Origin of the sequence: Pedobacter sp. Hv1 (assembly GCF_001412215.1) — a bacterium.
Taxonomy (GTDB): Bacteria; Bacteroidota; Bacteroidia; order Sphingobacteriales; family Sphingobacteriaceae; genus Pedobacter.
Genome location: NZ_LLWP01000001.1, coordinates 424,742 through 446,907, shown reverse-complemented (window position 1 = coordinate 446,907; position 22,166 = coordinate 424,742). Strand labels below are relative to the sequence as shown.

Below are 22,166 nucleotides of genomic sequence, written 5' to 3'. Positions count from 1 at the left end.
GAAACTATTTCCCATTTACTATTCCCTATTTACTTTTAACAAAAGAAAAACAAAGCATAAAATGAATAATTTCCCAAAAATTATCATATCTGGAGGTGGCACAGGCGGGCATATATTTCCCGCCGTTGCCATAGCCAATGCCTTAAAAAGCATTTCGCCAAACTGCGAGATTCTTTTTGTTGGGGCAGAGGGAAGGATGGAAATGGAAAAGGTTCCAGCCGCCGGATATCAAATTGTGGGTTTAAATATTAGTGGAATTCAGAGGGGTTCTATCTTAAAAAATTTGGGATTGCCTTTTAAAGTAATTTCAAGTGTGCGCAAAGCGATGAAATTAATTTCAGACTTTAAGCCAGATGCTGTAGTGGGTGTTGGGGGTTATGCCTCAGGACCATTATTATATGCCGCATCAATGAAAGGTATTCCTTACTTGATACAGGAGCAAAACTCTTATGCAGGTATTACCAATAAACTGCTGGGTAAAAAAGCAGCAAAAATCTGTGTAGCTTTTGATGGAATGGAGCAATTCTTTCCGGCAGAGCGAATCCTGAAAACAGGAAACCCAGTAAGAACAACTATTGTTGATATTGCAGGCAAACATCATGCAGGTGCAGAGTTGTTAAAATTAGATCCTTTAAAAAAAATCATATTGGTTACTGGTGGAAGTTTAGGCGCCGGAACCTTAAATAAAAGTATTGAAAAACACTTGCCAGAAATTATTGCACAAGATGTGCAAGTGATCTGGCAAACAGGAAAATTCTATTACAAAGGCATTATAGAAAGATTGGGTAGTAATTACCATCCCAATATTGTAGTGTTAGAATTTTTAAATAAAATGGATTTGGCCTATGCTGCAGCAGATGTAATTATCTCAAGAGCTGGAGCAGGTACCATTGCAGAACTTTGTTTAATTGAAAAACCTGTGATTTTGGTGCCATCGCCAAATGTGGCAGAAGACCACCAAACCAAAAATGCTTTGGCATTGGTTAAAAATGATGCCGCAATCCTGATTAATGATCGTTCTGCAGAAGATACATTGGTGGCAGAGGCATTGAAATTGTTAACGAATAAAGAGCGTTGCAAAACGTTAAGTGAAAATATAGGTAAAATGGCATTTAGAGATGCCGATATAGTGATTGCCGAAGAAGTGTTGAAGCTGGTAGGTAAGAGGTGAAAAGCTAGCTATGAGATTTGAGAAAAGAGATTAGGCTCACTGCTCATCACTCAAAAAAAGAAAATAGAATTGACAAAAAGGATATAAAAAGAGGAGGGATTGGTAATTTGAATGGGAGCGTTTGTCTCACATCTCAAATCTAAGGTCTCAAATCGCAATACAAAAAAAGAAAATGGAATTAGCAAACATCAATAGAGTGTATTTTATAGGTATCGGTGGTATCGGTATGAGTGCGCTTGCTCGTTATTTTGCTAAACGAGGTATTGTGGTTTGTGGATATGATAAAACCCGTACCAATTTGACCATTGCCTTAGAGCATGAGGGGATTTTGATTTCTTATTTAGATGAAGAATCTGTGGTGCCAGTTTGTTTTGCAGAAAACCATCCAGATACTTTAGTAGTTTATACGCCAGCAATTCCTAAAAACTCTAATATCCTACACCATTTTAAAAGCAATGGCTTTAGCTTAAAAAAACGTTCTGAAGTTTTAGGGATCATTAGCCAAGGTATGTTTTGTGTGGCAGTAGCAGGTACGCATGGTAAAACTACCACTTCATCAATGATTGCGCATATTTTAACTGATACTGGTTTTGGTTGTACTGCATTTTTAGGCGGTATTACCAGTAACTATAACAGCAATGTGCTATTCGGGAAAAACAATGTGGTTGTGGTAGAAGCAGATGAGTACGACCGCTCGTTCTTAACGCTTCATCCAGATGTAGCTGTAGTGACCTCTATGGATGCAGACCACTTGGATATTTATGGCGATGAAAGCCATTTGCATGAATCGTTCTATCTCTTTGCCGACCAATTAAAAGCAGATGGAAAACTATTTGTAAAAGAAGGGTTGCCATTGCATGGGATAACTTATAGCTCAAATTCAAATGCTGCCTTAAATGCAAGTAATATCCATGTAGAAAATGGAAATTTTGTTTTCGATTTTAAAGATGGTTTTACCACGATAAAAGATTTGAGCTTGGCCATGCCAGGTAAACATAATGTAGAGAATGCAGTAGCTGCCATTGGTGTGGCTTTGAGTTTGGGTATTCATCCGCAAAGTATCAAAAAAGCAGTAGCTTCATTTAAAGGAGTGAAAAGACGGTTTGAAACTTTAGTCAATACACCAACTCATATTTATATTGATGATTATGCACATCATCCAGAAGAATTAAGGGCTTGTTTTGATGCGGTAAGACAATTGCATCCAGATAAAAAATTAACAGTCATCTTTCAACCACACCTGTTTACCAGAACTAGAGATTTTGCAGACGATTTTGCAAAAGTTTTAAGCACTGCAGATGAGGTGATTTTGTTAGAAATCTATCCAGCTAGAGAATTGCCTATCGAGGGGATCAATTCGCAATTTTTGCTTGATAAGATGACCATTACAAATAAAGAAATATGTGGAAAAGATTCAGTCTTAGAACACATAAAGAATAAAAAACCTGAACTACTTTTGACAGTTGGTGCAGGAGATATTGATATTTTGGTTGAACCTTTAAAAAATGCCTTAAAAGATGCTTAGAAGGATAAACTGGAAAGCGATATTTAAAGGGTTTGCTTGGCTTGTTTGCCTAGCAGGTGTAGTGGTATTGATGAGTTTTATCAGTATTAAAAAGAAAGAGGTAAAATGTACCAAGGTTGAAATACTTATTCCAGGTGCTGATAATTTTATTGAAAGGGAAGAGGTTGATCTGATTTTAAAAGAAAGTCAAGGGGTGTTGGTAGGTAGAAACCTAGAGAGAATTAATATCCATCAGATTGAAAAATCGCTGAAAGCTAATCCATATATCGCATTTGCAAAAGTGTATGCAGATATGGATGGTATTGTACATATTGAAGTAAAACAACGTCAGCCAGTTTTAAGGATATTGAATGCTGCAGGACAAGATTTTTATATAGATAGCAACGGATTGAAAATGCCAATGTCGCCAAACTTTACAGCTAATGTTTTAGTGGCCACAGGTAATATTTTGGAAGCATTTAGAGGTAAGGTAGATACTTTATTGACCCCATTAGCTGCTGATTTGTACAAAACGGCATTATTTATGAAGAAAGATACTTTATGGAATGCGCAGATTGAGCAGGTTTTTGTGAACGACAAACAAGATATTGAACTTATTCCACGTGTAGGTAACCAACGTATCATTTTGGGTAATGCCGATTCGTTGGAAACTAAGATGAACAACCTATTGGCGTTTTATAAACAAGCAATGCCATTGGTAGGGTGGAATGCGTATAAGACCATCAACTTGAAGTACACCAATCAGATTGTATGCGAAAAATATGATTCGTTAGCCATAAAAAAGATGGAGCCTACTGTAACGATGAGTGATAGTGCAATTGCAGCAAAGAAAACTATTGATTCTGTAATTAAAACAACCGTACAAGATGAAATTAAAAAGGCAACAGCCGAAGCAGCAGTTGAGGCTAAAAAAGTAACGCCAAAACCAGTTGTTGCCAAAGAAAAACCTGCAGAAAAACAAGCGGTCAAATCAACAGAAAAGACAGCCACAAAACCTGCCGATAAAAATGGAGCGAAAACTACAGAAAAAGTACCTGCTAAACCAGCAAGTGCTAGCACTCCAGCAAAAACGAATGTAGCCAGCAATAAGGAAAAAGAAAAACCCAAGCAGGCCACTACAACAAAAGAAAAAACAGATACCAAGAAGAATAAATAAAAGTAAACTCAACAAAATAGTATAGTTATGGGCAAAGAAAAATCTACCATTCAGTCTCCAATCGTAGTAGGATTAGACATTGGTACAACAAAGATTTGTGTTATTGTGGGGCGCAGAACACAGCACGACAAAATTGAAGTTTTAGGAATAGGCAAAGCCGAATCTGCTGGGGTAACCCGTGGTGTGGTTTCTAATATTCAGAAAACAGTTCAAGGCATTGCCGCTGCAGTTGAATTGGCAAGTAGCCAATCTAACGTAGAAATTCGTGTAGTTAATGTAGGTATTGCTGGTCAGCATATCAAGAGCTTACAGCATCGCGGTATTTTAACTCGTAGAGAGTTGAATAACGAGATCAGTAAGAAAGATATCGACAAGTTGGTTGATGACATGTTTAAATTGGTGATGCCTCCAGGCGAAGAAATTATTCATGTATTGCCCCAAGAATTTACCATCGATAACGAACCAGGTATCAAAGACCCAATTGGTATGGCAGGTGTACGTTTAGAAGCGAATTTCCATATCATTTCTGGACAGGTAACGGCGGTAAAAAATATCATGCGTTGCGTAACCAATGCAGGCCTACAAACCCAAGAGTTAATTTTAGAGCCCCTTGCTTCTTCTGAGTCGGTGTTGAGCGATGAAGAAAAAGAAGCTGGTGTTTGTTTGGTTGATATTGGTGGTGGTACTACAGATATTGCCATTTTCCACGAAGGAATTATCCGTCATACCGCTGTAATCCCTTTTGGGGGCAATAGCGTAACCGAAGACATTAGAGAAGGTTGCTCTGTAATGCGTAATCAAGCAGAGTTGTTAAAAACTCGTTTTGGTTCGGCATTGGCTGAAGAAAATAAAGAGAACGAGATTATCTGTGTGCCAGGTCTACGTGGTAGAGAGCCTAAAGAAATTTCGGTAAAAAACTTAGCTTACGTTATCCAGGCCCGTATGGAAGAAATAGTTGAGCATGTTTACTACGAAATCAAATCTTCTGGATATGAGAAAAAATTAATTGGTGGTGTGGTGATTACTGGTGGTGGTGCCTTATTGAAGCATTTAAACCAATTGGTAGAATATGTTACTGGTTTAGATTGTCGTGTAGGTTACCCGAACGAGCATTTATCTAAATACGAAGACATGCCAAAAACGATATACGACGATTTGAAAAGCCCAATGTATGCAACCAGTGTTGGTTTGTTAATCAAAGGAATTCAAAAAGCAGAAGAATTGTTAGAAGAAATGAAACAACCAGGCGTTTTTGTAGAAAAGCCAACAGCAGCCAAAGAAAAAGCAAAACGTGGTGGTTTGTTTGATAAGTTACTAAAGAAAACTACAGATTTCATCAAGGATGATATGAATGTGAGCGACGAAGATTACATTAAACCGTAATATTTTTCCACAAATCGGGATTTTTCCACATTATTAACAGTTGTGGAAAACGCCTGTTAAAAAAGTGTTAATATTACAAAAGAGATGAACAGAAAATTTCAATTTTTAAACAACTGATTCATAACGATATGAAGTTCGAAATGTTAAAAGATAAGTCATCCATCATCAAAGTTATTGGTGTTGGTGGCGGTGGAGGTAATGCGGTAAACCATATGTACCGTCAAGGAATTACTGGTGTAGACTTTATTATTTGTAATACAGATGCGCAAGCGCTAGAGTTTAGCCCAATTCCTAACAAGGTACAATTAGGATCAAGTTTAACCGAAGGAATGGGTGCAGGCTCAATTCCAGAAGTAGGCAAAAACTCGGCTATTGAAAATATAGACGACATCAAGGCGATGTTGGGTAGCACTACCAAAATGCTTTTCATTACAGCAGGAATGGGTGGTGGTACCGGAACTGGTGCCAGTCCGATTATAGCCCAAGCTGCTAAAGAATTAGATATCTTAACAGTTGCCATTATTACCACTCCTTTTGCCTTTGAAGGTAAAAGACGTAAAATGCAAGCAGATGATGGTTTAGATGAGTTAAAAAAATATGTAGACTCTTATTTAGTCATTTCTAACGATAGGTTGCGCGAAATTTTTGGTAACCTGACTTTAGGTTCAGCTTTTGCTCAAGCAGATGATATTTTAACCACTGCGGCCAAAGGTATTGCCGAGATCATCACTGTACCTGGATATATCAACGTAGATTTTAAAGATGTGCGTACGGTAATGAAAGACAGTGGAGTATCTATTATGGGTAGCTTTGCAGCCGAAGGCGAAAACCGTGCATTAGCAGCAGTTGAAGGTGCATTGGCTTCTCCATTGTTAAAAGATAATGAAATTGAAGGTGCGAGATACATCTTGTTAAATATCAGTTCTGGTATACGTGAAGTAACTATGGACGAGGTAACCATCATTACAGATTTCATTCAAGATAAAGCAGGTCTTTCTGCAGATTTGATTTGGGGTAACTGTATTGACGAGAGTTTAGATGATAAACTATCTGTAACCATTATTGCTACTGGTTTCCAAACTACTGAGCAAAGAGCAAAAGATAGACAGAATGTTAAAAAGATTTCTCTATTAACACCAGAAGAAGCACCTTTAGTACGCCCAGTTGAACCAGTTAACTCTTTTATTGAAGCTAGACCAGAGCCAGTAAGTACTGAGCCTGTTTTAAAAGCTCAAGATGAGCCTAAGCAATCTGATTTATTTGGCGATTTATTTAACTTAAACAGAGTGCCTAAAGTTGAAGAGCCTGAAAATTTAACCATTGTTCATCAATTGGTTGAAGAAGAAGCTCCAGTAGCAGAGGCACAACAAGAAGCAGGTTTTGAGTTTGAAGTGAAATTGGCAGAGACTGATTTTGTATTCGAAACGCCTATTGCGCAATTTGAAATAGAAGAAGAAGTAATTACACCACAGCCAATTGCAACAATTGAAGAAGTTGGTGCTGATGACGATAAAAATGATGAATCGGTAGAAGATCAACTTAAAAAATCGAGAGAAAGAATTTTAAGATTGAAAGATCTGAGCATGAAATTGCGCACTACCAATGGTTTACAAGAGTTGGAAAATGAGCCAGCTTACAAACGTAAACAGATGCAACTGCAACAAGTTCAGCATTCTTCAGAATCACAAGTTTCTAGATTTACCTTAAGTAATGATGAGGATGGTTCAACAGAGATTAGACCAAACAACTCATTTTTACATGATAATGTTGACTAATAAGCCAACTAAATAAGTATTTAAAGCCTTAGCAATAAAATTTGTTAAGGCTTTTTTTGCATTCAGGTGCCGTCTAATGGCGGTTGTTAAATAGGTATTTTAAGCTTAAATTTGCAAAAATTAATATAAAGAATAGATTACATTAAATAAATAATAATAACATTGGATATTTTCGATAAAGTAGCAAAGCGCATGGGCCCAATTGGGCAACACCAAAAATGGTCTCATGGATATTTCTCTTTTCCTAAATTAGAGGGAGAGATTGCACCACACATGAATTTTAGAGGGAAAGAGTTGTTGGTTTGGAGTTTAAATAACTATTTAGGCCTTGCTAATCACCCAGAAGTTAGAAAGGCAGATGAGCAGGGAGCAGCAGAATTTGGTATGGCTTACCCAATGGGTGCCCGTATGATGTCTGGTAACTCTAAATATCATGAGCAATTGGAACAAGAGCTAGCTACCTTTGTGGGTAAAGAAGATTCGTTTTTGCTCAACTTTGGTTACCAAGGCATGGTATCGATTATTGATGCTTTATTGGATAGAAATGATGTGGTGGTTTATGATGGAGAATCACATGCTTGTATTGTAGATGGTTTACGCTTACACATGGGTAAACGTTTTGTTTACAAACACAATAACATTGAAGATGCACGTAAACAATTAGAAAGAGCAACTAAATTAGCAGAGCAAACAGGTGGAGGCATCTTGTTAATTACTGAAGGTGTTTTTGGCATGTCTGGAGCGCAAGGTAAATTAAAAGAACTGATCGATTTAAAGAAAGAGTTCAATTTCCGTTTGTTGATAGATGATGCACATGGTTTTGGAACAATGGGTGCAACCGGTGCAGGTACACACGAAGCACAGCACTGTATAGAAGGTGTAGATGTTTATTTTGCAACTTTCGCAAAGTCGATGGCTGGTATTGGCGCTTTTGTAGCCTCAACCGAAGAATTGACCAATTATTTTAGATACAACATGCGTTCTCAAACTTTTGCTAAAGCATTACCAATGCCAATGGTGATCGGTTTGTTGAAACGCTTAGAACTGTTAAAAAACAATCCAGAATTAAGAGAAAAATTGTGGAAAGTAGCTACAACCTTACAAAAAGGCTTACGCGACCGTGGTTTCGATCTAGGTGTTACTGATACCGTAGTTACTCCAGTGTTTTTAAAAGGGGAGTTGTTAGAAGCTACTGCCTTAACTATGGATTTGCGTGAAAATTATGGTATTTTCTGTTCAATTGTAGTCTATCCTGTTATTCCAAAAGGAATGATTGAATTGAGGCTTATTCCAACCGCTGTACACAGTATGGAAGATGTTCAAAAAACATTGGATGCCTTTAGTGAGGTTTCTGAAAAGCTAAAAAATGGCTACTACAAAGAGAACAAATTCTCTACTACATAGAAAAATATAAGTATTTATTAAAAAAATGCCCTCACAATACTGCAGAGGGCATTTTTATTGTCATTTTTGGTTAACTTATTGATTTTTAGTTAATTATAATTTTATTACCGTTAATTGCTTGTTTATAACCCCGTTAAATGTGGAAAAAAACCGTTGTTTACGCACTTTTTTATTGATGCAAAAATTTTTTTATTAAAATAAACATCTTACTTTAGTATTAGAGTATTAATCAAAACCTTAAAAAAACTAAAAAGGAGTAATTTAAAAATGAAAAAATTTAACGACGTAAAAGCACTTGTTGCAGCTTTAGAAGCTGATGCAGACAAATTCTACAACAAAGCAAACAGCGCAGCTGGAACACGTGTACGTAAGGGTATGCAAGATCTTAAAAACTTAGCTCAAAGCATTCGTTTAGAGATTCAAGAAACTAAAAACAAAGCATAATTAGCAAATTGTTTTTTAAAAAAAAGCGCCCATAACCAAGGCGCTTTTTTTATGTCATTTTTTTTGCGGTTTTTATGCCAGTGTAATTAAACTTTCTAATTGCTCAGCTAAGCTTTTATTGAGCTCAACAGAAGCTTTAACCAAAGGAAGGCGAACTGTATCGCCGCAAATATTCAATTGTTTTAAGGTCGCTTTTACGCCCGCTGGATTGCCTTCTGCAAACATCAATCTGGTAATCTCTAACAAGCTTAAATGTGCAGGCAATGCTTTGGTAAAATCGCCCTGTAAACATTGGTTGATTAGTGTTGATAATTGTAACGGTAAAGCATTACCTATTACAGAAATTACACCAACAGCACCTAAAGCAATCATGGGTAAAGCAATTGGGTCATCACCAGAGATCAACAAGAAATCGGCAGGTTTATCTCTCATAATCTGATTGAACTGCTCAAAGCTTCCAGAGGCCTCTTTGGTGGCAATTATATTTTTGAAATCATGTGCCAAACGGCAGGTAGTTTCGGCACTCATGTTGCTTCCGGTACGCCCTGGTACATTATACAAAATGATTGGTAATTCGCTAAGTTCACTAAGGTATTTATAGTGCTGGTAAACGCCTTCTTGTGTTGGTTTGCTGTAATAAGGGCTAACCGAAAGTATGGCACTGTACTGATTGTTTTCGAATGTTTGAATAGCCTCTCCAATTGCAATAGTGTCATTGCCACCAATACCGGCAACCAAAGGCAAACGACCATTATTAATTTCAGCAGTAAAATCCCACACCTTCTTCTTCTCGTCCTTGCTCAATGTGGCTGTTTCGCCTGTTGTACCTAATGATACAAGGTAGTCTATACCTCCATCAACCAAGTGATTGATCAGTTTTTTTAATCCCTGATAATCTACTGTTCCGTCTGTGTTAAAAGGTGTAACCAGAGCTACACCAGTACCGTGAAATTTGTTATTCATTTTCTATATTTATTAACCACTATTTGTGTCCTTGTGGTTATACTAATTAATCATCGCTATTAGCTCGTCCTCTGTTATCAGAGGCACATTGAGTTTGGTGGCTTTTTCTAATTTAGATGGGCCCATGTTATCACCTGCAACTAAATAGTTTAATTTGGCAGAAATACCACTTAAAATCTTTCCACCATTTTCTTCGATCAGTGCCTTTAACTCTTCTCTGCTATGCTTTTCAAAAACTCCCGAAATTACAAATGTTTTTCCAATAAGTTTCTCGCTTTGCAACAATATTACAGTTTCCTGTACCTCAAATTGTAATCCTGCGGCTTTTAAAAGCACTATTTGCTGTAAATGTTCTTCTTTACTAAAGTATTCTTGAATACTTTCGGCTATGCGCCCCCCAATTTCGTCAATAGTTGTCAACTCTTCTATAGAGGCCTTTGCTAAATTGTCTATGTTTTTAACACCTCTAGCTAGTTTTTTGGCAACTGTTTCGCCCACATACCTAATGCCCAGGCCAAACAATAGTTTTTCGAATGACATTTGTTTAGAAGCTTCAATGCCCTTTAACATATTTTCTATAGAGCGTTCGCCAAAACGTTCTATCTGTTTCAGCTCTTCGGCTTTTTCGTGTAAGGTATACAAATCGCTAATGTGAGCCACTAATCCTCTTTGGTAAAAACTTTCAATGGTTTCATCGCCTAAGCCATCAATATCCATCGCCTTGCGACCTATAAAATGTTGTATTTTACCTACAATTTGAGGAGGGCAACCTTCATCATTTGGACAATAAAAAGCAACTTCTCCTTCTTTTCTAATTAAGGTTGTGCCACATTCGGGGCAATTGCTGATGTAGACAATCGGTTTGGCGTTGGCTTGTCGTAAATCTAAATTTACTTTAATGATTTTAGGAATGATTTCTCCACCTTTCTCTACAAAAACGGTATCATTTTCATGTAGGTCTAAACGTGTAATCTCATCCGCGTTGTGTAATGTAGCACGCTTAACTGTAGTGCCAGCCAATGCTACGGGTTTAAGATTGGCTACAGGTGTTACTGCTCCGGTTCTTCCAACTTGATAGGTAACCTTCTCTAAAATGGTTTGCACCTCTGCAGCCTTGTATTTGTATGAAATTGCCCAACGTGGAGATTTGGCAGTAAAACCTAGTTCTTGTTGTTGTGCATAGCTGTTCACCTTAATTACAATCCCATCAATATCATAACTTAAATTGAAGCGTTCGTTTTCCCAATGGGCGATAAAAGCCAATACATCATCAATATTTTTGCTTAATCGGGTATGTTCGCATACATTAAAGCCCCATTTTTTAACTGTTTGTAAACTTTCCCAATGGGTTCTGAATAATTGCTTATCACTGTAAAGCGTGTAAAGGAAGCAGTCTAAAGGTCTTTTACTTACTTCTTTCGAATCTTGCATCTTTACTGTTCCACTGGCAAAGTTTCGAGGGTTGGCATAGGCAATTTCGCCTAATTCTTCACGCTCTTTGTTCAAACGCTCAAATGCGGCTCTGTGCATAAAAACCTCACCTCTGATCTCAAAGAAATCGGGAATTTCCTCTCCTTTTGTACGGTGGGGGATGGTATGGATGGTTTTGATATTGCTGGTTACGTCGTCGCCTTGTGTGCCGTCTCCACGGGTAACTGCTCTAGTAAGTACACCATTTTCGTAAGTTAAACTAATGGATAAGCCATCAAATTTTAGTTCACACACATATTCAAAGTCATCGCCAATCGCTTTTCTAACTCGCTCATCAAAATCACGTAGGTCTTGTTCATTATAGGTATTGCCCAATGAAAGCATTGGCCATTTGTGTTTGATGGTTACAAAGTTTTTGGTAATGTCTCCTCCAACTTTTTGGGTAGGAGAATTGGGGTCTGCAAATTCTGGATGGTCTTTTTCCAGTTTGGCAAGCTCTTCTAGTTTTTGATCAAATTCATAATCAGCAATGGTAGGCATTGCCAATACATAATAATTGTACGTGTGCTGGTTTAATTCTGCTACCAGCGCATCCATTTGTTCTTTTACAGCAAAAATCGACATACAACAAATATAATTATTAGTATTGAGACGGAGGTAATTAATACATGAGTGATGTATTACAACTTATAACTTGCCTTCTATTTCATCAAAGATTGACAGATAGTTTTGCTCGAGCATCACCTTGTATATTTCAAGTTGCTCATTTAATAAGCTTACTGTTGTTTCGTGAAAAGGATGTACCCATAAACGCATGCAGATTCTTTGTAGGGCATAGCTGATGTTCTCTAGCTTTTGATAACTCAATAGGTATCTGCTAGATCTGAAGCTATTTAAAAAAGCAAAGAACTTATCGGTGTCTTCGCTGCCACATTTTTTAAGGAAGGTGTTTAATACTTTGTCATCCACGTTATTTAAATGCTCATAGAAAGCATTGATGTCTATTTTGTGATGGGTGACTAACAAATGGTCTAACACCAATTCTACACCAATATGAGCCAAGAAAGACGGCCTTACTGGACTATCGCCTAAAATAGGCAAAAGCAGTTGTTTGAGCTTTGCTGTTTCTGTAAAGAAGAAGGTTGAAGAATGAAATAAAAGATCGACTTCTAGATGTCTTTTCCAGCCAGTTAATAACGAATTGAGTTTTGGATCAGTAGTAAAAAGCTCAGGACTTTTTTGAGGGTAAAGATTCCAGTCCTTGTGTGCATTTTTGACCAGATCTGGCAAAACGGTTCCAATCACCATATTTTCATCCTGGTTGTTTCTTTCAAAATAAAAATGCGAAAGGAAGTTCATGTAACAAAGGTAGGGAGAAAGATTGAGAGTGGGGTGTTAAGTGTTAAGTATCGAGATATGAGTATCAAGTATCAAGATTTGAGTATCGAGTAGCAAGATGTGGGGGCAAGTATCAAGTAGCAAGAAGTTCGCTGTTTTTAGCATTTAGCTTTCAGCTTTATGTTTTATACTTTTAGCTTCTCGCTCAAACTACTATCTTTGCCACCTAAAATCATAAGTAATGACAAATTTTGTAGAAGAATTGCGTTGGAGAGGTATGTTGCATGATATCATGCCAAATACAGAGGAAAAACTAAAAGAAGGTATGACTTCTGGTTATATTGGTTTTGATCCGACTGCAGATTCGTTACATGTTGGTCACTTAACACAAATTATGACGTTGATCCATTTTCAAAGAGCTGGGCATAAGCCTTTTGCTTTGGTTGGTGGTGCAACAGGTATGGTTGGCGATCCTTCTGGAAAATCTGATGAACGTAACCTACAAACACCAGAAATGATTGAGCATAACCTTAAGGGGATGAAAAAACAATTATCCAAATTCTTAAAATTTGAAGATGCTGGAAATGGTGCGGTAATGGTTAATAATGCCGATTGGTTTAAGGACATGAATTTATTTACATTTATTAGAGATGTAGGTAAACACATTACAGTAAACTACATGATGGCAAAAGATAGTGTGAAAAGACGTTTAGAAGGCGATTCTGGGTTGTCTTTTACAGAATTTTGCTATCAATTGATACAAGGTTATGATTTCTATTATTTATGGAAAAATAACAACTGTCTGTTACAAATGGGTGGTTCTGACCAATGGGGAAATATTGTTACCGGCACGGAATTAATTAGAAGAAAAGATCAAGGCACGGCCTATGCAATAACTACTCAGTTAATTAAAAAGGCTGATGGAACTAAATTTGGTAAAACAGAAAGTGGTGCCGTTTGGTTAGACCCAGAGAAAACGTCCCCTTACAAATACTACCAGTTTTGGTTAAATGCATCAGATGATGATGTTAAAAAATGGATTAGAATTTTTACCTTAAAAACGCAAACAGAAATTGAGGCATTAGAGGTTGAACATGATGCAGCGCCACATTTGCGCATTTTGCAAAAAGCATTGGCAGAAGACATTACTGTAAAAACACATTCTGAAGAAGCCTTAGAGACCGCTATTAAAACCTCAGAATTTTTGTTTGGCAATGGCGCTTTGGAGTTTTTACAGACTTTAGATTCGAAAAGTGTTTTAGAGATCTTTGAAGGCGTACCACAATTCAATATCTCCAAAGCTGAATTAGCTAACGGAATTGATATTGCCACACTTTTGGCAGAAAAAACAACCGTTTTCCCTTCAAAAGGAGAAGTGAAAAAAACAATACAAGGTGGTGGACTAAGTGTAAATAAAGCAAAGGTTACAGATGCCACAGCTAACTATAACACTGTAGATTTAATTAATGATGAATTTATTATTGTTCAAAAAGGCAAGAAAAATTATTTCCTGTTAATTGCAGGATAACTCTTGTTAAACCATATTCATCCCGATCTGAAAAGTTCGGGATTTTTTTTTGAGAAATTTTTTAATACCAGACAAAATGTATATATTTGGGTATAATTGTCTGATATGAAAAAGAAAACCATCGAGCCAACTCTAGCAGAAGAACCAATGGTAGCCTATGCCACTATCAATTATACCCCAATGACGGCGATCATGGGTAATAGGTATGCCAATGCCTCTGATTTTGATTTGCTCAAACTTGCCCGCAAAGGCATTTCAAAAAAATCATTATTGGCTTTGGCTAAACAAATTTCATTAACCATTGAAGAAGTAGCGGCCGTTCTACATATTTCAGAGCGTACTTTGCAACGTTATACCCCAGAAACCTTAGTTAAAACTGAGCATGCAGATAGAGCCATTGAATTGGCACTTTTATTTGAGCGTGGGATAGCAGTTTTAGGCAGTGAAAAAGCATTTAGCAGCTGGGTAAAAACACCAAATTTTGCTTTGGGTGGTCAAGTTCCGTTTAGTTTATTGGATACCCACATTGGTTTCACTATGGTCTCGGATATCTTAGGCAGGATAGAACACGGCGTATTTAGCTAATGTTAGTTTACAGAATCTCATCGCCAAAATTTATAGAAGATCTAAGCGGTACCGGAGCCAAACAATATGGTGGGCGCTGGAACGATAAGGGTATACCCATGGTGTATTTTGCAATGAGCAGAGCTATGGCTGTAATGGAAGTATTGGTACATTTAAGGCCTGTAGCACTTGACCAAGATTTTGCATTAGCTATTTTTGAAATTCCAGATGATGATATGCTTACCATAAAAGTTAAAGACCTGCCTGAAAATTGGAAAGAAGAAACGGAAATAGAAGCCCTGAGAAAAATTGGTAATCAGTTTATAAAAGACAATAAACAACTTGTAATGAAAGTTCCTTCTGCTATTTTAGAGGAAGAATATAACATTATTTTAAACCCTAATCATCCTCAAGCGGTAAAGGTGAAGTTAATAGAGAAACGGGTGTTTCGCTTTGATAAGCGATTTAAATATTGATTACTGTACCAGTAAATTACAACCCCTGATATCGGCATTGTCAAATCTGCCCAACACTTCAAAACTGCCATCAACGTAGATTTTTCCTAAATCTTGCGTAGCAATAAAAGAACAAGAATTTACATTGGCTAAGTCAATGACATTGATGCCCCCACTTTGTTTATTTTGAAGTAGACTCAAAGGATCTGAGGTGTCTCTCAATAAGATTTTCATCCAAGGTGGACAATTGAAAATACCTTGTCCATAAGAATAACCTTGTGATAGTAATTCTGTCATTCCATATTCGCTATGGATCTGTTGCACACCAAAACCCTTGTAAAGTGTATCATGCAATTCTTCGCGGACCATTTCTTTACGCTTGCCTTTCATGCCCCCGGTTTCCATTACAATTAGTTCTGGGAAATTGATCTGAAACTGCTCTACAAAATCTAATAGGGCATAGGTAACGCCAATTAAAATGGTTGCTTGTTTGGCGTTTTTTAAATTTTTAAGCGTAGCGAGAAGCTGATCGTGGTTATGTAGAAAATAACCGCTTAATGGGTGTTTGCTTTGTTTCAGTAGGTCATCAACCATGTAGATTAAAGAAGAACCGTCTCTTTCTAAATAGGATGGAAGCAATGCAAGCATACAAAGCTCTGCAGGATCTCCATAAAATTGTTCGAAAGCCTTATTGAAACTTTGTTTGTAAATACTGAGCTCGCTTACAAAGTGTTTACTAGTTACCTGACCAGTGGTGCCAGAGCTGCTAAAAACGATTTCAACTGGAGCATTTGTACTTAAAACATCGTGGCTCTTAAAAAAGCTGATGGGTAAAAACGGAATTTGCTCATAGTGTTTTATCGCATCTACATCAATTTTTAGATTTCGGATATAATCACGATAAACCAAACAATTTTTTGCTTGATGCTGAAATATCGTTAAAGCCACTTGATTAAAAATGGCTTCGTTATCAATAGAAAAAATTTGCTCAGGAGTTATATTCACTGTGCAAAAATACAAAGAAATATAATTTTAAGCAGGGGTTTTAAGGCTAATTATGGCTTTTCTGAAGTGGTAACCACAGTAGCCACTTATTCCGGCCACCAGACCGCCTAATAACACCGTAATTAATAATATAATTGGCCAAAGTTTAACGCCGATCATTTCGGCAACCCTTGTGGCCAGCACATTGTGGTTGGGTAAACTTTTAAATAAGGCCATGCCTAACCATAATAACAAGATAGCTAAAAATGGTTGCCAAAAAGCAATCCTTCCAGTTTTGCCAATTAAGCCGCAGGTTGCAAATGAAATAACAATTACTGCCCACCAAGGTAAAACCATTTGTAGTAAAAGGGAGGCTATGATAACGACTAAAAAAACCATGTCTTATTTTTTTGAAATTTTATAATGAGAAATTATTTTGCTCGATTTATCATCTGCAGATTGCATAAAGAATAAATCGTAAAGCTTGCCTTGGGCCCAAGTATCTATCATGTTGTCGTAAAATGGACTTCCAGGATTGCCAGATTGACCACCAGGATAAACACCATGACCTTTAGGGTTTTTTCCTAATTCTACAACCATTCGCCATGATGGTCCATTAGATTCACTAATGGCATTTACCGTACTTTTTGAGCCGCCAATTAATAAGGTTTTAGATCCAAATCCTGGTATTTTCGCTAGGTGTGGTACATTGGTATTTTTTACTTTTGCCCAGTTCCAATTTTTGCCAATCGGCCCATATTTTCTTTCTAGACTGTCGCACGCAAATTTAAAAGATTCGTTAACCAAATCTGTCAAGGTTTCTTTTTGACTTGTTTTTACATTGTCGAACCATTTAGAATTCGGGTCTTTTTGAATCAGTTCTACTGTACGATCTCTTGATGGGTAACGCATCGGAATATCTGCAATGGTAAACTCATCATCCCAGATGTTATAGGTTAATCTTTTTGTCCATAGATCAAAAATACTAGCACCTACTTCATTGGCTTCAAAATATTTATTCCATTTGGTAGTAATGCTTAAAGCCTCTTTTTGCGTAGCATTGAGTTGTCCAGCATTAATTAATGGTAAAATAGAGGGCAATAGATTTTCTGCAATTAAACTGTAGGAATCGCCTTGCAAATTGCGCATGCTATCTACATTAGCTTTTGTCATTGTGGTAAGCCTATTGTTAATTCGCTGACCACGTTCGTATGGAGAAAACTCCCAATTGATGTAATATGGATAGGTTTGGTCTGTTGAAGACTGATTGGCAGAGCTTACAAAATTTCGAGGCGGATTTTTAACGGTAGGATTTTGGTTTGCGGGAATCCAGCCTTGCCAATCATTTCCAGGATCTGAACCATCTAAAATAAACTTGCCTTGGTCTTTCCATTTCAACGGGAATTTTCCATTAGGTGTAATGGCGATATCATTTTCTGCACTGGCAAAGATGAAATTTTGGGCAGGTGCGGTATAATAAGTTAATGCCTTTCTATAATCGGCATAGTTTTTACCCCTATTTAAGTAATAAAAGGTCAGTAGCTCGTTTGATTTGTCGTGGGCAATCCATCGTAAGGCATTCCCTACTGGTACATTGTTGGCTTTGCTGTATTTGGGTTTTTGGAAATATACTACTGGACCATGATGGGTGTAATAAACCGTGTCAATCTCATCGGCAGCACCTCTGATCTTGATCTTTTCAAAACGCTGGGTCGTATTTTTCCAAGCATTGTTGTACCAATAATCTTTGTGTGTATCGTCCTTAAATTTAATTTGATAAAAATCCAACACATCAGCCGCTACATTGGTAACTCCCCAAGCAATATCTTTGTTAAAACCAATAATTACCCCAGGAGCACCCGGAAGAGAAACCCCATAAGAATTTAGGCCTGGTGCATTCAACTGGATCTGATACCAGATAGAAGGTAGAGTTAAATCAAGATGTGGGTCATTGGCTAATATTGGATAGCCCGAAGCCGTTTTTGCACCAGAAACCGCCCAGTTGTTACTGCCAATACCTTCAACCTTTTGTTTGGTCTGTACATTGCCTGTTAACATTTCTGTGTAGCCTTTTGGTGTTGGTGGAATTGGAAGTGGCGTAAAATCCCACTTGGTACCAACTGGAATAATTGGACTTTCTTTGAAAGGATAATCTGGAAAAAGGTCTTTTGTAATTTCTGGCCCAAATTTTTTAAGGATATTGGTCATGTAGAATTCATCAGAGCCCATGGCCAAAACTGCCGACATTTGTTTTAACAGTAATGCGCATTTGATGGGAGTCCAGTCTTCTGGTTTAAAATCTAACAATTTATATTCTAATGGTAGTTTTGCCCTATTTAAAGAATGGATATAATCATTGATGCCCTCGGTATAAGCCAAAATCATTTCTTTGGCTTTAGGATCTTCCATCATTCCTTTTAAGGAGTTTTCGGCACCATATACCATGCCCATCCTTCTTTGATAACGGTCTACTTCAATAGCTTTTTTACCTACAACTTCTGATATTCTGCCAGCCGCAAAACGGGTTTGGAAATCCATTTGCCATAAGCGGTGCATTGCAGTAACATAACCCTGAGCATAATACACATCATGGTCGTTTTTTGCAAACACATGCGGGATCATTTTATCATCAAAAAGGATGTCAATCTTATCTTTAGCACCTTTAAGGGTTATATTTTTATTAGCCGTGACCATGCTACTTTCGGCATTTTGCCAAAAACCGGTAAAGGGATTTAAAAATTTAAGTAAAGGGGGGGTATCACCAAATTTTGTGTTGAACGCATATGCCAATAAAATAGGTATAATGATGCAAATGAGGGCTTTGACTCTGTTCATTAGTTTGATTTATAGGTTTAATTGGTCGATTATCTATTTCGTTACAGAAACATGTTCTGCAATTTACTATAAAAATGAATTGAAATCCAATCAAATTAGATTTTGTAAAATAAATTTTCTGCCAAATAGAATTTGTTAGTAAAGAAATTTGTATTAAGTTTATAGTAAATAAACAAATATAAACTACTTGAGTATGAACAAAATCTTTACAAAAATCATCTTTTTGCTTTTTATGCTTTTTGCAACTGGTGTTGCAGTGCATGCGCAGAGCATAGTGGTTAGTGGTTCTGTTACAGATAAACTAACTAAAGAGCCAATCCCGGGCGTAAGTGTTGTTATTAAAGGGAAAACAATAGGTTCATCAACAGATTTAAAAGGTCAATTTTCTTTTTCAACTACTGAAAAAGCCCCTTTCACATTAGTTGCTTCTTACATTGGCTTTGCGTCGGTAGAAAGAGAAATAACAAGTGCAACAGCTAATATTACTTTCGAATTAGAAGCAACTGCTATTTTAGGTCAAGAGGTTGTTGTATCTGCTTCAAGAACGCCAGAGCGTATTCTTGAGTCGCCGGTTTCTGTAGAGCGTATCAGTTCTTCAGCTTTAAAAGAACTTCCTGCTCCTTCATTTTACGATGCCCTTAATAATTTAAAAGGGGTTGAAATGAGCACACAAAGTTTAACCTTTAAATCTGTAAATACACGTGGTTTTAACGCCAATGGCAATACTCGTTTTAACCAATATATTGATGGAATGGATAATCAGGCTCCTGGTTTAAATTTCTCAGTAGGTAATATTGTAGGTTTATCAGAACTTGATGTAGATAATGTGGAGTTATTACCAGGTGCTGCTTCTGCCTTATATGGTGCGGGTGGTATCAATGGTACTTTATTAATGACTTCTAAAAATCCTTTCCAATACCAAGGTGTTAGTTTTAGCTACAAAGGTGGTATCAACCATGTTGACGATAACAATACGAACCAAGGTGTAAGAGAATTTAAACAATTCGATTTGCGTTTAGCAAAATCTTGGAACAATAAATTCGGGATCAAAACCTCATTTGGCTTTTTACAAGCTAAAGATTGGGCAGCTACAGATACCAGAAATTTCGACAGAACTTCTCGTCAGTTGAAAAGTGGAGATAGAAGCAGTGACCCGAACTATGATGGGATTAACGTATATGGTGACGAAGTTAGCCAAAACATGATCAACGTAACCCAATCGTTAAACGCTGGGATTATTGCTGGGGTTAATGCAGCCAGTGGTGGTGCAATTCCAAATATCCAAACCTCTTTAAATGGTGCGTTTACGGCTTTAGGTGTGGCCAATGGTGCTGCGCCAACTGCTGCTCAACAAGCAGCTGCTTTAGGCCTTTTCCCTGCTGCCTTAAGACCAACAATTCAAAGTTATATGCCTTTTTATGTTGGATTAAGAGTGCCAGGATTATTACCAAACCAATTTGTATCTAGAACTGGTTATGCAGAGTCTGACTTGGTAGATTATGATACCAAATCATTAAAAACTTCAACTTCATTACATTACAAGTTTAGCAATACGATTGAAGCCATTGCACAAGCAAATTGGGGAACTGGTACTTCGGTTTACACAGGTACAGATCGTTATTCGTTAAGAAATTTTAAAATTGGACAGTACAAATTAGAATTAAAAGGTCAAGACTTCTTTTTAAGAGGCTACACCACACAAGAGCGTTCAGGCGAAGCTTATAACGCAACTATTTTGGGTACATTTATCAATGAAGCTTGGAAACCATCTGGTGGTTTAACAGGCTGGTATGCGCAATACATTGGCAACTATATTGGTGCTAGATCAAGCGGACAGACCGATGCTGCAGCTCAGGCTTTTGCCAGATCGCAAGCTGATATTGGTCGTTTAGTACCTGGTACTCCTGGTTACGAAACTGCTAAAGCAGCAATTACTGCTAAAACTATTGGTCCACAAAACGGAGCTAAGTTTAATGATAAAACCAATTTATACCACTACGAAGGGATGTACAACTTTTCTAATGCATTAAATAATGTAGTAGAGCTTCAAGTTGGTGCTTCTTATCGCGATTATTTCTTGCATTCTGATGGAACCATCTTTGATGATGCAAACCGTGATATCATCATTAGCGAATACGGAGCTTTTGCACAATTGGGTAAAAAATTCGGAGAGAAATTTAAATTAACAGTTGCAGGTCGCTACGATAAAAGTAAAAACTTTGAAGGTAGACTTACCCCACGTGTAACTGGTGTATGGACAGTTGCTCCAAACAATAACATCAGGATGTCTTATCAAACGGGTTACCGTAATCCAACTACACAAGATCAGTATATTGATTTAGCTGTGGCTGGTGGTACTACACGTTTGATTGGTGGTTTACCAGAATCAATCGATAAATATGGTTTAAATACCACTAAAGGTGTTACATCAAATAGTTACAGAGCTTTCTTAGCTTCAGTTGCTGCAGGTGCACCAAATCCAGGATTATTACAATCTTATACTTTTGATGCTGGTGGTCTTCGTCCAGAAAGTGTACAATCATTTGAGTTAGGTTACAAAGGCTTGGCTACAAAAAGTTTGTTGATTGATGCTTATGCCTATTATAATATCTATGAAGATTTTATCGGAGGTGTTGAGTTGTTCCAAAACCCAACTACAGCCCCTGTTAAATTTACTGTTCCAGTAAACATTGCTGGTAAAGTTAAATCTTATGGTGGTGCATTCGGATTAGATTATCAAGTAGGTAAATTTAATTTCAATGGAAATACTTCATATAATAAATTGAGTGATTTACCTGCAAACTTTGACAATAACTTTAACACACCTGAGTGGAGATTTAATGCAGGTGTGGGCAGTAGAGAAATTGTTAAAAACTTTGGTTTTAATGTGCAGTACCGCTGGCAAGATGAGTTCTATTGGAACTCTACTTTTGCTTCAGGAACGGTTCCTGCTTTCTCAACTTTTGATGCTCAAATTAACTTAAAAGTGCCTTCAGTTAAAGCTGTTGTTAAATTGGGTGGTTCTAATATCTTGAACAAATATTACATCACTTCATATGGTAACCCTCAAGTAGGTGCGCTTTACTATATCGGATTTACATATAATCCATAGTAGTTTATAATTTAAAGAAAAGCTCTCCGTAATTGGGGAGCTTTTTTTGTTTGAAGGCTTTATTTTATGAAATCTTTTGCTTTTAATTTAAAAATTAA

At 37.1% G+C, this 22,166-nt stretch carries 17 protein-coding genes; 11 read left to right on the top strand and 6 right to left on the bottom strand.

Translation table 11 applies throughout. The features are described from left to right. Positions 1-61: 61 nt before the first annotated feature. The 7 genes from murG to AQF98_RS02090 all read left to right on the top strand — a co-directional run bounded on the left by murG (position 62) and on the right by AQF98_RS02090 (position 8,858). The gene (gene murG, locus AQF98_RS02120) at positions 62-1,171 is read left to right on the top strand and encodes an undecaprenyldiphospho-muramoylpentapeptide beta-N-acetylglucosaminyltransferase (protein ID WP_055130266.1); all 1,110 of its coding nucleotides are present in this window, start codon (positions 62-64) and stop codon (positions 1,169-1,171) included. A gap of 172 nt (positions 1,172-1,343) precedes the next feature. After that, a complete protein-coding gene (murC, locus tag AQF98_RS02115) occupies positions 1,344-2,696 on the top strand; it encodes a UDP-N-acetylmuramate--L-alanine ligase (protein WP_055130265.1) in 1,353 nt (450 codons plus the stop codon). Further along, positions 2,689-3,852, top strand: coding sequence for a cell division protein FtsQ (locus tag AQF98_RS02110; protein ID WP_235524156.1), 1,164 nt, complete (start codon positions 2,689-2,691; stop codon positions 3,850-3,852). The genes murC and AQF98_RS02110 overlap by 8 nt, the downstream gene beginning before the upstream one ends. Before the next feature lie 27 nt (positions 3,853-3,879). Continuing rightward, on the top strand, positions 3,880-5,235 hold the full coding sequence (gene ftsA, locus AQF98_RS02105; protein WP_055130264.1) for a cell division protein FtsA: 1,356 nt from the start codon (positions 3,880-3,882) through the stop codon (positions 5,233-5,235). Between the two features lie 128 nt (positions 5,236-5,363). Beyond that, on the top strand, positions 5,364-7,010 hold the full coding sequence (gene ftsZ, locus AQF98_RS02100; protein WP_055130263.1) for a cell division protein FtsZ: 1,647 nt from the start codon (positions 5,364-5,366) through the stop codon (positions 7,008-7,010). A 162-nt stretch (positions 7,011-7,172) separates the two neighbouring features. Continuing rightward, the gene (locus AQF98_RS02095; protein ID WP_055130262.1) at positions 7,173-8,414 is read left to right on the top strand and encodes an aminotransferase class I/II-fold pyridoxal phosphate-dependent enzyme; all 1,242 of its coding nucleotides are present in this window, start codon (positions 7,173-7,175) and stop codon (positions 8,412-8,414) included. 267 nt (positions 8,415-8,681) lie between these two features. Then, the gene (locus tag AQF98_RS02090) at positions 8,682-8,858 is read left to right on the top strand and encodes a hypothetical protein (protein ID WP_055130261.1); all 177 of its coding nucleotides are present in this window, start codon (positions 8,682-8,684) and stop codon (positions 8,856-8,858) included. 72 nt (positions 8,859-8,930) lie between these two features. Here AQF98_RS02090 and dapA read toward each other — a convergent pair whose 3' ends face one another. From dapA to AQF98_RS02075, 3 genes are all read right to left on the bottom strand, one after another. Continuing rightward, complete coding sequence (dapA, locus tag AQF98_RS02085) at positions 8,931-9,821, bottom strand: 4-hydroxy-tetrahydrodipicolinate synthase (protein WP_055130260.1); 891 nt, start codon at positions 9,819-9,821, stop codon at positions 8,931-8,933. 42 nt (positions 9,822-9,863) lie between these two features. After that, complete coding sequence (ligA, locus tag AQF98_RS02080; RefSeq protein WP_055130259.1) at positions 9,864-11,876, bottom strand: NAD-dependent DNA ligase LigA; 2,013 nt, start codon at positions 11,874-11,876, stop codon at positions 9,864-9,866. A 63-nt stretch (positions 11,877-11,939) separates the two neighbouring features. Continuing rightward, positions 11,940-12,611, bottom strand: coding sequence for a hypothetical protein (locus AQF98_RS02075; protein WP_055130258.1), 672 nt, complete (start codon positions 12,609-12,611; stop codon positions 11,940-11,942). A gap of 220 nt (positions 12,612-12,831) precedes the next feature. Between AQF98_RS02075 and tyrS the strand changes: the two genes are divergently transcribed. The 3 genes from tyrS (at position 12,832) to AQF98_RS02060 (ending at position 15,158) form a co-directional block, all read left to right on the top strand. Next, complete coding sequence (gene tyrS / locus AQF98_RS02070; protein ID WP_055130257.1) at positions 12,832-14,118, top strand: tyrosine--tRNA ligase; 1,287 nt, start codon at positions 12,832-12,834, stop codon at positions 14,116-14,118. Positions 14,119-14,223: 105 nt separating this feature from the next. Next, positions 14,224-14,703, top strand: a complete 480-nt coding sequence (locus tag AQF98_RS02065; protein ID WP_055130256.1) for an antitoxin Xre/MbcA/ParS toxin-binding domain-containing protein — start codon at positions 14,224-14,226, stop codon at positions 14,701-14,703. Further along, positions 14,703-15,158 (top strand): RES family NAD+ phosphorylase, encoded by a 456-nt coding sequence (locus AQF98_RS02060; RefSeq protein ID WP_055130255.1) that lies wholly within the window; start codon positions 14,703-14,705, stop codon positions 15,156-15,158. The genes AQF98_RS02065 and AQF98_RS02060 overlap by 1 nt, the downstream gene beginning before the upstream one ends. On the opposite strand, the gene AQF98_RS02055 is transcribed toward AQF98_RS02060, so the two are convergent. The 3 genes from AQF98_RS02055 to AQF98_RS02045 are packed head-to-tail and all read right to left on the bottom strand — an operon-like array spanning position 15,159 to position 18,956. Then, a complete protein-coding gene (locus AQF98_RS02055; RefSeq protein WP_055130254.1) occupies positions 15,159-16,142 on the bottom strand; it encodes an acyltransferase in 984 nt (327 codons plus the stop codon). A 27-nt stretch (positions 16,143-16,169) separates the two neighbouring features. Further along, positions 16,170-16,520, bottom strand: coding sequence for a hypothetical protein (locus AQF98_RS02050; RefSeq protein WP_055130253.1), 351 nt, complete (start codon positions 16,518-16,520; stop codon positions 16,170-16,172). A gap of 3 nt (positions 16,521-16,523) precedes the next feature. Further along, on the bottom strand, positions 16,524-18,956 hold the full coding sequence (locus AQF98_RS02045; protein WP_055130252.1) for a penicillin acylase family protein: 2,433 nt from the start codon (positions 18,954-18,956) through the stop codon (positions 16,524-16,526). 193 nt (positions 18,957-19,149) lie between these two features. Between AQF98_RS02045 and AQF98_RS02040 the strand changes: the two genes are divergently transcribed. Beyond that, positions 19,150-22,068 carry a TonB-dependent receptor gene (locus AQF98_RS02040; RefSeq protein WP_055130251.1) on the top strand — a complete coding sequence of 973 codons (2,919 nt, stop codon included), beginning with the start codon at positions 19,150-19,152 and terminating at the stop codon, positions 22,066-22,068. Positions 22,069-22,166 lie beyond the last annotated feature (98 nt).